This window comes from Streptomyces sp. NPDC054872 (assembly GCF_053610705.1).
Window position 1 is genome coordinate 250,952 of the sequence record NZ_JBSGYY010000001.1, and the last position, 12,143, is coordinate 263,094.

The window sequence follows — 12,143 nt, forward strand, 5'->3', positions numbered from 1 at the left end:
CACGTGACGTTCGACGCAAACGCGGCGGCAGCGTTGTGGAGGGGCCCGGCGGACTGATCAGCTGGCATAAGCAGACGCTTACCCGCCGGACCCGCTCATGCGCCCAGACCGCGCGGACCGCTCACCCGCACAAGCCGGAGGCCCCGATGCTCTTCACATCCGTGGACGATGTCGCCACGCGGCTCGCCGAGACGGGCTATCTGGCCTCCACGGCTGTCGCCACCACCGTCTTCCTGGCCGACCGCCTGGGCAAGCCGCTGCTCGTGGAGGGGCCCGCGGGCGTCGGCAAGACCGAGCTGGCCAAGGCCGTCGCCGAGGTCGCGGACGCCCGTCTGGTCCGGCTCCAGTGCTACGAGGGCGTGGACGAGTCCCGCGCGCTCTACGAGTGGAATCACGCCAAGCAGCTCCTGCGCATCACCGCGGGCCGCGACGAGTCCTGGGACGAGACGCGCACGGACATCTTCAGCGAGGAGTTCCTGCTCCCGCGCCCGCTGCTCACCGCCATCCGCGGGGACGAGCCGAAGGTGCTCCTGATCGACGAGACCGACAAGGCGGACGTCGAGGTCGAGGGGCTGCTCCTCGAAGTCCTCAGCGACTTCCAGGTCACGGTCCCCGAGCTCGGCACCATCACCGCCACCCGCCGCCCCTTCACCGTCCTCACCTCCAACGCGAGCCGCGAACTCTCCGAGGCGCTGCGCCGCCGCTGCCTCTTCCTCCACATCGGCTTCCCCGATGAGGAGTTGGAGCGACGCATCGTGCGCCTGAAGGTGCCCGGACTCGACGAGTCCCTCGCGCGGTCCGTCGTACGCGTGGTGGGCGCGCTGCGCGCGATGGACCTGCGCAAGGTGCCGTCGGTCGCCGAGACCATCGACTGGGCGCGTACGCTCATCGCCCTCGGCGCCGACTCCCTCGACGAGGACGTCGTACGTGACAGTCTCGGCGTCGTGCTCAAGCACCAGGACGACGTGCTGAAGGCTGCGGCCAAACTGGACCTGGACACCGTGTGACCGGGCCGGCCACCGGGGTTCCGGAGCGCCTCACCGCGCTCGTGCGGGCGCTGCGTGCGCACGGCATCCGGATCGGCACGGGCGAGACGGTGGACGCCGCCCAGGCCATCGAGGCGCTCGGCCTCACCGACCGGGAGCGGGTACGGGAGGGGCTCGCCGCAGCGCTGCTGCACGGCGAGAGGCAGCGGCCGGTCTTCGATCCGGTCTTCGACCTGTACTTTCCGCGCGGGATCGGAGCGCCGAAGGTGCCTGACCGCTCCGGGCAGGGCTTCGACAGGGACGACCTCCGCGACCGCCTGGCAGCCGCGCTCGCCGCCAACGACCGTGCCCTTCTTGCCCAGTTGGCGGCCGAGGCGGTCGACGGCATGGGCGGATACGGGACGCGGCCGGGTTCCGGAGGGACAGGTGGCTCGGACGGATGGTCCTCGCACCAGACGCTCTCCCGGCTCCGTCCGGAGACCCTGCTGGCCCGCGTCCTGGCCGGTGTCCGCCAGGGAACGGCCGAGGGCGAGTTCGCCGACCGGCTCACCGCCGACGAGATCCGCCGCCGCATCGAGGGCTTCCGCGCTCTCGTGGGCGACGAGGCCCGCCGCCGGGTCGCCGAGCGGCGCGGCGCGGACGTGATCGCCCGCCGGGCCATCGCCCCGACCGCCGACCGGGTCGACTTCCTCATCGCGGGCCGCGCCCAGCTCGACGAGCTCCGCAGGGCGGTCCAGCCACTGGCCCGCAAACTGGCGACGCGTCTGGCCGCGCGCCGCCGCCGTGCGTCCCGCGGCCACATCGACCTGCGCAGGACGCTGCGCGGCTCGCTGTCCACGGGCGGCATCCCGATGCGCCCGGTCCTGCGAAGGCGCCGCCCCGCACGCCCCGAACTGGTCCTCCTGTGCGACGTCTCCGGTTCGGTGGCGGGCTTCGCCAACTTCACGATGCTCCTTGTCCAGGCACTGCACGACCAGTTCAGCAAGGTGCGGGTGTTCGCCTTCGTCAACCGCGTCGACGAGGTCACCGACCTCATCGCGCGAGGCGCGGCGGACCCCGAGGGCCTGAGCGGCCGCATCATCTCGGGAGCCGCGGTGACCGGCCACCACGGCAGCAGCGACTACGGCACCGCTCTGGGCGAGTTCGCCGAGCGTTACACCGAAGCGGTCACCTCGCGCTCCACGGTCTTCGTGCTCGGCGACGCCCGGACGAACATGAGCGACCCGAACCTCCCCGCCCTGCGCACCATCGCCGCCCGCGCCCGCCGGGTGTACTGGCTCAACCCGGAGGGCCGCGCCCAGTGGCGGACGGGCGACTCGGCGGCGGGCACGTACGCCGAGCTGGTGGAGATGCACGAGTGCCGCAACGCACGGCAGCTGAGCGCGCTGATCGGGCGGTTGTTGCCGGTCTGAGCGGGAGCGCGGCCGACCGTAAGCTGGCCGGGCGGAATGTTCGGTGGCAGTGGCGAGGAGGACGCGTGACGGACGACGGGCTCGATGGGCTCAAGGAGCAGATCCGGGCTCGGATCGGTGAGGTGCGGGGGGAGCTTGTGGGGCTCAGCCGGCGCATCCACGCCCATCCGGAGATCGCGTTCGAGGAGCGGCAGGCCGCCGGGTCGTGTGCGGATGTGCTGCGCGGGCACGGGTTCGCGGTGACCGCTCCCGCGTACGGGCTCGAGACCGCCTTCGAGGCGACCATCGGTTCCGGGCCCGTGACCGTCGCGCTTGCCTGTGAGTACGACGCGCTGCCCGGCATGGGGCACGCCTGCGGGCACAATCTGATCGCGGCGGCGGGCGTGGGGGCCGCGCTCGGGCTCGCGCCGGTGGCCGATCAACTCGGGCTGAGCGTGCGCGTGTTGGGGACTCCCGCGGAGGAGAGCGGGGCCGGGAAGGCGCTGATGCTCGATGCCGGGGCCTTCGAGGGGGTCGACGCGGCGATGATGGTGCACCCGTGCCCGTTCGAGGTGGCCGACTTCCACTCGTACGCGATGGGGGCGCTCTCGGTGACGTACACCGGCAAGTCCGCGCACGCCGCGCTCAACCCGCAGGACGGCCGGAACGCGGCCGACGCGCTGACCGTGGCGCAGGTGGCCATCGGACTGCTCCGGCAGCAATTGCCCGGGGAGTGGAAGGTGCACGGCATCACCACCGAGGCCGGGACCGCGCTCAACGCGATCCCCGAGCGGGCGAGTGCCGCCTATGCGTTGCGGACGCCTTCCGTCGAGGAGCTGCGTGAGCTGCGGGAGCGCGTGGCCGACTGTTTCCGGGCGGGGGCGCTCGCCGCCGGATGCGCGGTGGAGCTGGAACAGCCCGCTCCCGACTATCTCGACTTCCGGTCCGACGCCGCTCTCGTCGCCCTGTGGGAGACCAACGCACGCGCACTCGGGCGGCCCGAACCGCAGCGCCGCGGGCCCTTCGCGTCCACGGACATGGGCAACGTCTCGCATGTCGTCCCGTCCATCCACCCGGTGCTCGACATCAGCGGGGGCGGCTGCGGCCCGCACCAGCCGGAGTTCGCCGCAGCGGCCGCCACGCCGACCGCCGAACAGGCTCTGATCGACGGGGCCGTGGGGCTCGCGTGGACGGCCGCGGACTTCGCGGTCAGCCGGACTGCTTGACCGTCTTGCCGGGAGCCCCCATGGTCGTCGTCCTCGCGGACGGTACGACCACCGGGGAGCCGTCCCCCGGCGCCCGGAGGATGTCCGCGTCGATCCCGTACAGCTCCTTGACCAGCTCGGCGGTCACCACCTCGCGGGCCGGACCGCTCGCGACGACCTTGCCCGCGTTCATGGCGATGACGGTGTCGGCGTAGCGGGCGGCGCTCGCGAGGTCGTGCAGGACCATGACGACGGTGCGGCCCGCGGCGGCCACCTCCCGTACCAGGGAGAGGACTTCGACGGCGTGCCCGAGGTCCAGGGCGCTGGTCGGCTCGTCCAGGAGCACGATCGGGGTCTCCTGGGCGAGGACCATCGCCAGCCAGCAGCGCTGGCGCTGACCGCCGGAGAGGTGGTCCAGGCGGCGCGTGGCGAGGTCGGTGGTGCCGGTGGCCTCCAGGGCCGCGCGCACGGCGTCCTCGTCCTCGCGCGACCACTGGCGGAACAGGCCCTGGTGGGGGTGGCGGCCGTAGCGGACGAGTCCGGCGACGGTGACCGCCTCGGGGGCCTGCGGGGACTGCGCGAGCAGCGCGATGCGGTGGGCCGCGCGGCGCTGGGTCAGCCGCCACACGTCCTCGTCCCCGGCGCGGACCGTTCCCGAACTCGGCTTGTGCAGGCGGGAGATGGAACGCAGCAGCGTCGACTTGCCGCAGCCATTGGGGCCGACGATGGCGGCGACCTGTCCGCTGGGGATGGTCAGGTCGACGCCGTCCACGGCGGCCGTGTGGCCGGGGTAGCCGGAGGTGAGCGCCTCGACGGTCAGTTGCACGGGGTCAGGCCTTTCCGGTCTGCTCGGAGTTCTTGCCGAAGAGGACCCACAGGAGGAAGGGTCCGCCAAGGACGCTGGTGATGACGCCGACGGGGATCTCCACGGGGGCGACGACCCGGCCGAGCGCGTCGGCGGCTCCCACGAGCGCCGCGCCGACCAGGGCCGAGCCGATGACCGGGACACGGGTGGGTCCGCTGAGCCGGCCAGCCACGACGGGTGCGGCGAGCGCGACGAACGCGATCGGCCCGCCGATGCCGACGGCCACACCGGACAGGGCGACGGCGAGGGCGAGGGTCACGGCACGGACGCGGCGGACGTTCACGCCGAGGGTGGCCGCCATGTCGTCGTCGAAGCGCAGGAGTTGAAGGCGGCCGCCGGCGACGAGGGACAGCGGCACGAGGACGAGCAGGATGACCGACAGTGGCGTGCCGACGCTCCAGTCCCGGCCGCTGAGCGAGCCGACGGTCCAGAGGAAGACGCCGCCCGCGGTGTTGTCGTTCTCGCGGGACATGACGAGGTCGGTGACGGCGCCGATGACGGTGGAGACGCCGATGCCGACGACGAGGATCCGGTATCCCCCGCTGCCCGCGCCGCCCGCGCAGGCGACGACGACCATGGCCGCGGCCGCGGCGCCGAGGGGCCCGAGCCACCAGTCCCCGATCATCCCGGTGGACGATCCGACGACGGAGGCGACGACGGCCGCGGTGGCGCCTTCGTTGACGCCGATGATGTCGGGGGTGGCGAGGCGGTTTCCGGCGAGCGTCTGCGTCAGGCACCCGGCGATGCCGAGCGCCGCGCCGACCATGAGCCCCACGGCGATCCGCGGGAGCCGGAAGTCCTGCACCAGCATGACGGTGGCGGAGTCGCCGGTTCCGAGCAGTCCGGAGAGGCTGTCGGAGAAGCTCATCCCGGTGGAGCTCGCGAAGGTGGCGAACGAGACGACCACCGCGATCACCAGCGTGAGCCCGACGGCGGCGAGGGCGCTGCGGTAGGGGAAGAGCCAGGAGAAGGTCCCGACGCGTACGGCGGTGGAGTCGGGCGGGGTGACGTCGGCCTGCTGCGCCCGCGCAGGTTCCGGAGTCCCGGCCTCCGGTATCTCTTGCGTACTCACGCGGCCACCCCCGCCGTCGACATCCGCTGCGACCGGGCGATCCAGATCAGCAACGGGCCGCCGATGAAGGCGAGCAGCACACTGACGGGGGTCTCCCAGGGGCGGATCACGACCCTGGCGAGGAGGTCGGCGGCGATCATCACGTTCGCCGCGACCAGCGCGGAGAGCACCAACTGGCCCGCCATCCGGGGGCCGGTGACCGCGCGCGCGGCGTACGGGGCGAGGAGGCCGAGGAACGCGATGGGGCCCGCGAGGGCGACCGCGGAACCCGCGAGGAGGGTCACCGCCGCCGCGACGATCAGGCGGATGCGACCCGGGTGGTGGCCCAGGGAGCGCGCGCTGTCGTCGCCGAGTGCGAGGGCGGAGAGCGGGCGCACGCAGGAGAAGGCGATGAGCAGTCCGACCGCGATCAGCGGGATCAGGGGGTAGGTCTCGGACGTCTTGATGCCGGCGAGGGACCCGATGGTCCAGTAGCGGTAGGTGTCGAACGTGGCCTGTTCGCCGAGGAGTACGTACGACGTCATGCCGTGGAAGGTCGCGCCGAGCGCCGATCCGGCGAGGACGAGCCGCAGCGGCGAACCCGCGGCCCTGCCGGACCCGGCGAGCAGCAGGACCACGGCGCTGGCGGCCATGCCGCCCACCAGGGCCCACACCAACACGCCGTAGGCCGAGGTCACTTCGAAGTATGTGAGACCGATCACGACGCCGAGCGCGGCGCCCGAGTTGACCCCGAGGAGGCCCGTCTCGGCGAGCGGGTTGCGCGTGACGGCCTGCAGGAGGCAGCCGGCCGCGCCGAGGGCGACGCCGACCAGGACGCCGGCGAGCGTACGCGGGAGGCGTACGTCCATGACGGCGAGCCGTATCTGGGCGTCGGCGCGCGCGGAGGGGTCCCCGGTGAGGAAGTCCCAGGCCCGGCTCATCGGCGTCGACCCGGACCCGATCAGGAGCGAGAGCAGGCCGAGGAGGAGGAGCAGGACAACGAGGGCGGCGGCCGCCCACAGCGTGGGGCGATGCATCTTCGCCAAGCCCGGTATCGGAGGTCTGGATCCGGACGTTGGGACCCGGCCCCCTTGCGCAACCAACATGAAGTTAGCCTAACCTAACCTTGACCTGGAGCCCCGAGTCGGGGTGGCGGCGAACTCCCTGTTCTTTCAGGGGTAATTCGTCATGCCCCGACACGGCCAGGAATAACCCTTATGTCCGGACTGACCGCCGGGCAACTGAAGCATGGAGATCACGGACATGTCCTCGAACCACTCCCCGCGTACCCGGCTGACCGCGGTTGCGGCCCTCACTCTGGCCTCCGCACTCACGCTTTCCGCCTGCGGTTCGGACTCGTCCGACGACTCCGACTCCAGCAGCAACGCCAAAAACGCCGCGAAGGCCGTCACCGTCACCGACGCCTCCGGTGCGGAGGTAAAGGTTCCGGCCAATCCCCAGAAGGTCATCGCGCTGAGCGAGATGGACCTGGACTCCGCCCTCGCCCTGAAGGTCAAGCCCGTCGGCCTCTCCGCGGGCAGAGGCCAGAAGGGCGCCCCCGAGTACCTGGCCGACCAGGCCAAGGGCATCCCGGTCGTCGGCGCGGTCACCGGACCCGACATCGAGAAGGTCCTGCAGGCCAAGCCGGACGTCATCCTCGCCGGGCAGCTCGCCGACCAGCAGGTGCTCAAGCAGCTGAAGGACATAGCCCCGACGGTCGTCACGATCGACAGGACCAAGGACTGGAAGAAGTCCCTGGAGATCACCGGCAAGGTGCTCGGCAAGTCCAACGAGGCGAGCACGTTCCTCAAGGACTACGACACCAAGGCCGCCGACGTGAAGAAGAACCTCGGCGACAACGCGGGGGCGAGCGTCTCCGTGGCGCGTTACTCCGCCAAGGGCACCGCCGTCATGCAGCAGGGCGTGTTCATCTCCGACGTCCTGAAGGACCTCGGCTTCAAGCGCCCCGGCATCCAGAACAAGAAGGGCGAGGGCCACTCGACGCCGCTCAGCGACGAGGACCTCAAGCAGATCGACGCCGACTGGCTGTTCATCGGCACCCTCGCCTCCGCCGGTCCTGACGCCGACCTCTTCAAGGAGCTGAAGGGCAAGGCCGCGTACAAGCAGCTCGACGCGGTCAAGAAGGACCACACGACCGAGATCGACGGCTCGAAGTGGACCAGCCTCGGTGGCGCGCAGGCCGCCGTCTCCGTCCTGGAGGACGTCGAGAAGGCGATGGGCAAGTGACTTCCGGCATAACCGACCCTGAGCTCGCGGGCCGGGTGGCTCTGGTCACCGGCGCGGGCCGGGGCATCGGTCAGGCAGTGGCCCGCGCGCTCGCCGAGCGCGGCGCGCGGGTCGTCGCCGCCGACCGGTCGCCCGACGTCAAGGAACAGGACGTCGAAGAGCGGCCGGCGGGCGGCGGCCGCGTCACCGGCATGGTCCTCGACGTCACCGACGCGGCTGCCGTGGACGCCGCGTTCGAGGAAGTCGAGCGCACCGTGGGGCCGTTGGACATCCTCGTGAACGTGGCGGGCATCCTCAGGCCCGCCCCGGTCGTCGAACTCACCGACACCGACTGGGCGGAGACCTTCGCCGTCAACACGAACGGCGTCTTCCACACCTCGCGCGCGGCGGCCCGCCGCATGACCGCGCGGGGCAAGGGCTCCATCGTGACGGTCGGTTCGAACGCCGCCGGGGTGCCCCGCACCCAGATGGCCGCGTACGCCGCGTCCAAGGCCGCCGCCACGATGTTCACCAAATGCCTCGGTCTTGAGGTCGCCCGCGACGGCGTGCGCTGCAACGTCGTGTCGCCGGGCTCCACCCACACCGACATGCAGCGGCAGCTGTGGACCGGCGACCACGAGCAGGCCGAGGCCCGGGTCATCGACGGTGATCCCGCCTCGTACCGGGTCGGCATTCCGCTCGGCCGGATCGCCGACCCCTCCGACATCGCCGAAGCGGTCGCCTTCCTGGTCTCCGACCGGGCCAGGCACATCACCCTGCACGACCTGTACGTGGACGGCGGCGCCACCCTGCGCGCCTGAAAGCCGCGCCGCCCTACCCTACTTGACGAGGAGTCATCCGTGACACCCCCCAACGACGTGGTCGCAGTCGCCGCCCCCACCACCCCCGGGGCCGTCGGCGCGGCGACCGCGCTGCTCGACGCCTACCGACCCGGCGACACCCGGTTCTTCGCGTCGCCCACCCGAACCCTCCTCGCCCACGGCACCGCCGCCGAAGTCCCCCACGACGAGCGGCCGTTGACGGAGCGGGTCGCCGCCACCCTGGACGCGCAGCTGCGCGCCGGCAACCAGGCGCCGATCGTGGTGGGCTCCATCCCCTTCGACCCCACCGAGCCCGCCGTGCTCACGGTGCCCGAGGCGGCACGCTGGGCGCCCGCCCTGCGCACCGACCCGCTCGTGGCGCTGCCCACGCCGCCGCCCGCCACGGCCGGCGGCTGGCGGGTGCGCGAGGTTCCGTCGGGCGCGGAGTACGCCGCGTCGGTCGAGGCCGCCGTGGCCCGCATGAAGAGCGGTGAGTTCGACAAGGTCGTCCTCGCCCGCACCCTGGAGCTGTCCACGGACGGCCCGCTCGACCTGCCCGCGATGCTTCAGCGCCTGGCACGGCGCGACCCGCGCGGTTACTCCTTCGCCGTGCCCACGGGCGCGGGCCGCACCCTGCTCGGCGCGAGCCCGGAGCTGCTCGTCTCCCGGCACGGCAACCGCCTGACCGCCAACCCGCTGGCCGGTTCGACGCCCCGCTCGGCGGACCTGGCCGAAGACGTGCGCCGGGCGGCCGCGCTGCTCGAATCGGCGAAGGACCTGCACGAGCACGCCGTCGTCGTGGACGCCGTGCACAAGGCACTCGCACCCTTCTGCACCGACCTCGACGTGCCGGAGCGCCCCACGCTGGTCCGCACCGCCACCATGTGGCACCTGTCGACGACCGTCACCGGCGAGCTGGCCGAACCAGCCACCTCCGCACTGGAGTTGGCCACCGCCCTGCACCCGACCCCGGCCGTGTGCGGCACCCCGACCGGACACGCCCGTGACGTGATCGGCGAGCTGGAGCCCTTCGGCCGCGGCCACTACACCGGCATGGTGGGGTGGAGCGACGCACGCGGCGACGGCGAGTGGGTCGTCACGATCCGCTGCGCGGAGTCCGATGAGACCGAGGACGGCAGCGGACGGCTGCGGCTCTTCGCGGGCGCGGGTGTCGTGGCCGACTCGTCGCCGGAGGCCGAACGCGCCGAGACCGGCGCCAAGTTCCGTACGTTCCTGGACGCGGTGGGGGTCGACCGATGACGACGACGGACAGCCGCACGGACGCGCCACCGATACCCGAGGTCTTCGCCGAGCGGTATCGCGCCGCCGGGTACTGGCGCGGCGAGACGTTCGGCGGCATGCTCCGCGAGCGTGCCGACGCGCACCCTGCCCGGGTCGCGGTCACCGACGGGGACCGCAACTGGACCTACGGCGAACTCGACGTACGGGCCGACCAGTTGGCGGCCGGGTTCGCGGCACGCGGCATCTCCAAGGGTGACCGGGTGGTCGTGCAGCTGCCGAACGTCGCCGAGTTCTTCGAGGTGATCTTCGCGCTCTTCCGGATCGGCGCCCTGCCGGTCTTCGCGCTGCCCGCGCACCGCGAGTCGGAGATCCACTACTTCTGTGAATTCACCGAGGCCGTCGCCTACGTCATCCCGGACAAGGTCGGCGGCTTCGACCACCGTGACCTGGCGTCCAAGGTTCTTGCCGACGTGCCCACGCTGCGTGACGTGTTCGTGGTCGGCGACCCGGGCGAGCACACGGCGCTCGCCGACGTGCCGCGCGAGCCGATCGAGATCGACGGGCCCGAGCCCTCCGACCTCGCGTTCCTCCAGCTGTCGGGCGGCAGCACCGGCGTACCCAAGCTGATCCCCCGCACCCACGACGACTACATGTACTCACTGTGGGGCTCGAACGAGCTCTGCGGGGTGACGGAGGACTCCGTCTACCTCGTGGCGCTGCCCGCGGCCCACAACTTCCCGCTGTCGTCGCCCGGTTCACTGGGCCTGCTGTACGCGGGCGGCCGTGTCGTGATGTGCCCGCAGCCCGACCCGGACACCGCGTTCCCGCTCATCGAGCGCGAGCGGGTGACGATCACCGGTCTCGTCCCGCCACTCGCCCTGGTGTGGACGGACGCGGGACGCACCACTCCGTACGACATCTCCAGCCTCGACGTGCTGCTCGTGGGCGGCGCGAAGTTCAGCGAGTCGGCCGCACGCCGGGTCGCCCCCGCGCTCGGCTGCACCCTCCAGCAGGTCTTCGGGATGGCGGAGGGTCTCGTCAACTACACGCGTCTGGACGACCCGGCGGAGACCATCGTCACCACGCAGGGCCGCCCGATCTCCCCGGACGACGAGATCCGCATCGTCGACGACCTCGACCAGGAGGTCCCGGACGGCCGGGCGGGCCACCTGCTGACCCGCGGCCCGTACACCATCCGCGGCTACTGGCGCGCGCCCGAGCACAACGCCCGCTCGTTCACCGCCGACGGCTTCTACCGCACCGGCGACATCGTGCGCCGCACCCCCACCGGGCATCTGGTGGTGGAGGGCCGGGCGAAGGACCAGATCAACCGCGGCGGCGAGAAGATCGCGCCGGAGGAGGTCGAGAACATCATCCTCGCCCACCCCCACGTCCATGACGTGTCGGTCGTCGCCGTTCCCGACGAGTACCTCGGCGAGCGGACCCTCGCGTACGTGATCCTGCGCGCGGACGCCGAACCGCTGAAGCCCGTCGTCATCAAGAAGTTCGTGCGGGAGCGCGGCCTCGCCGCGTACAAGGTCCCCGACCGGGTCGAGTTCGTGACCGCCTTCCCGCAGACCGGCATCGGCAAGATCAGCAAGAAGGACCAGCGGACGACCGCCGCGGCTCCCGGCAGTTGACCTCTGCCGCTCCGGGCAGTTGACCCCTGCCCGGCAGCACCCCGATGCACCCAGCTTTCCTGAGTTCCCGAAAGGCCCCACCATGGCGCTCCCCGCCGTCACGCCGTACCCGATGCCCTCGTCCGACGAGCTGCCCGACAACCGGGTCGCGTGGACCATCGACCCGCAGCGGGCGGTGCTGCTCGTCCATGACCTGCAGAACCACTTCCTGACCGCCTACACCCCCGACACCTCGCCGACCACCGAACTCCTCGCCAACGTCGGTGAGTTGGCGAAGTCGGCCCGCGCGGCCGGGATTCCCGTCCTGTACTCCGCGCAGCCCGGCGGCCAGACGCCGCAGGAGCGCGGCCTGCAGCAGGACTTCTGGGGTCCCGGGCTGCCCGACGACGAGCACGCCAAGGCCATCGCGGGCCCGGTCGCGCCGGAGCCCGGCGACACCGTGCTCACGAAATGGAAGTACAGCGCGTACGTCCGCACCGACCTCGAGGAGCGCATGCGCGAGGCGGGCCGGGACCAGATCGTCATCGTCGGCGTGTACGCGCACATCGGCGTCCTGATGACGGCCTGCGACGCCTGGATGCGGGACGTGCAGGCGTTCGTCGTCGCGGACGCCGTGGCCGACTTCTCCCGCGAGGACCACGACATGGCCCTGCGCTACGCGGCCGGCCGCTGTGCGGTCGTCACCACCACCGACGCGGTTCTGAAGGGGATCTGAC

General features: G+C 72.0%; 11 protein-coding genes. 8 read left to right on the top strand and 3 right to left on the bottom strand.

What is annotated here, in order from left to right; genetic code table 11:
- Positions 1-146: 146 nt before the first annotated feature.
- From ACWGIH_RS01085 to ACWGIH_RS01095, 3 genes are all read left to right on the top strand, one after another.
- The gene (locus ACWGIH_RS01085; RefSeq protein WP_453443856.1) at positions 147-1,007 is read left to right on the top strand and encodes an AAA family ATPase; all 861 of its coding nucleotides are present in this window, start codon (positions 147-149) and stop codon (positions 1,005-1,007) included.
- Entirely contained in the window at positions 1,004-2,398 is a 1,395-nt protein-coding gene (locus tag ACWGIH_RS01090; RefSeq protein ID WP_453443854.1) for a vWA domain-containing protein, read from the top strand. The genes ACWGIH_RS01085 and ACWGIH_RS01090 overlap by 4 nt, the downstream gene beginning before the upstream one ends.
- 101 nt (positions 2,399-2,499) lie before the next feature.
- A complete protein-coding gene (locus ACWGIH_RS01095) occupies positions 2,500-3,603 on the top strand; it encodes an amidohydrolase (protein ID WP_453444047.1) in 1,104 nt (367 codons plus the stop codon).
- Here ACWGIH_RS01095 and ACWGIH_RS01100 read toward each other — a convergent pair.
- Genes ACWGIH_RS01100 through ACWGIH_RS01110 form a run of 3 tightly spaced genes read right to left on the bottom strand, consistent with a single transcriptional unit; the run spans position 3,587 to position 6,535 of the window.
- Positions 3,587-4,408 carry an ABC transporter ATP-binding protein gene (locus tag ACWGIH_RS01100; protein WP_453443852.1) on the bottom strand — a complete coding sequence of 274 codons (822 nt, stop codon included), beginning with the start codon at positions 4,406-4,408 and terminating at the stop codon, positions 3,587-3,589. The two genes, ACWGIH_RS01095 and ACWGIH_RS01100, sit on opposite strands and share 17 nt — an antisense overlap.
- Positions 4,409-4,412: 4 nt before the next feature.
- Positions 4,413-5,519, bottom strand: coding sequence for a FecCD family ABC transporter permease (locus tag ACWGIH_RS01105; protein WP_453443850.1), 1,107 nt, complete (start codon positions 5,517-5,519; stop codon positions 4,413-4,415).
- Positions 5,516-6,535 (bottom strand): FecCD family ABC transporter permease, encoded by a 1,020-nt coding sequence (locus tag ACWGIH_RS01110; RefSeq protein WP_453444046.1) that lies wholly within the window; start codon positions 6,533-6,535, stop codon positions 5,516-5,518. The genes ACWGIH_RS01105 and ACWGIH_RS01110 overlap by 4 nt, the downstream gene beginning before the upstream one ends.
- 226 nt (positions 6,536-6,761) lie before the next feature.
- Here ACWGIH_RS01110 and ACWGIH_RS01115 point away from each other — a divergent pair, with 226 nt between their 5' ends.
- From ACWGIH_RS01115 to ACWGIH_RS01135, 5 genes are all read left to right on the top strand, one after another.
- Positions 6,762-7,745: an ABC transporter substrate-binding protein gene (locus ACWGIH_RS01115; RefSeq protein WP_453443848.1), complete on the top strand. Its 984-nt coding sequence runs from the start codon at positions 6,762-6,764 to the stop codon at positions 7,743-7,745.
- The gene (locus ACWGIH_RS01120) at positions 7,742-8,545 is read left to right on the top strand and encodes a 2,3-dihydro-2,3-dihydroxybenzoate dehydrogenase (RefSeq protein ID WP_453443846.1); all 804 of its coding nucleotides are present in this window, start codon (positions 7,742-7,744) and stop codon (positions 8,543-8,545) included. Before ACWGIH_RS01115 ends, ACWGIH_RS01120 begins: the two co-directional genes overlap by 4 nt.
- Before the next feature lie 39 nt (positions 8,546-8,584).
- The gene (dhbC, locus tag ACWGIH_RS01125; protein ID WP_453443844.1) at positions 8,585-9,805 is read left to right on the top strand and encodes an isochorismate synthase DhbC; all 1,221 of its coding nucleotides are present in this window, start codon (positions 8,585-8,587) and stop codon (positions 9,803-9,805) included.
- On the top strand, positions 9,802-11,427 hold the full coding sequence (locus ACWGIH_RS01130; RefSeq protein ID WP_453443842.1) for a (2,3-dihydroxybenzoyl)adenylate synthase: 1,626 nt from the start codon (positions 9,802-9,804) through the stop codon (positions 11,425-11,427). Before dhbC ends, ACWGIH_RS01130 begins: the two co-directional genes overlap by 4 nt.
- An 82-nt stretch (positions 11,428-11,509) precedes the next feature.
- On the top strand, positions 11,510-12,142 hold the full coding sequence (locus ACWGIH_RS01135) for an isochorismatase family protein (protein WP_453443841.1): 633 nt from the start codon (positions 11,510-11,512) through the stop codon (positions 12,140-12,142).
- Position 12,143 lies beyond the last annotated feature (1 nt).

Bases quoted from the DNA above. Each gene is read 5' to 3' on its own strand.
- ACWGIH_RS01135 (WP_453443841.1), top strand. From the start codon at position 11,510: ATGGCGCTCCCCGCCGTCACGCCGTACCCGATGCCCTCGTCCGACGAG.
- ACWGIH_RS01110 (WP_453444046.1), bottom strand. From the start codon at position 6,535: ATGCATCGCCCCACGCTGTGGGCGGCCGCCGCCCTCGTTGTCCTGCTC.
- ACWGIH_RS01085 (WP_453443856.1), top strand. From the start codon at position 147: ATGCTCTTCACATCCGTGGACGATGTCGCCACGCGGCTCGCCGAGACG.
- ACWGIH_RS01130 (WP_453443842.1), top strand. From the start codon at position 9,802: ATGACGACGACGGACAGCCGCACGGACGCGCCACCGATACCCGAGGTC.
- ACWGIH_RS01115 (WP_453443848.1), top strand. From the start codon at position 6,762: ATGTCCTCGAACCACTCCCCGCGTACCCGGCTGACCGCGGTTGCGGCC.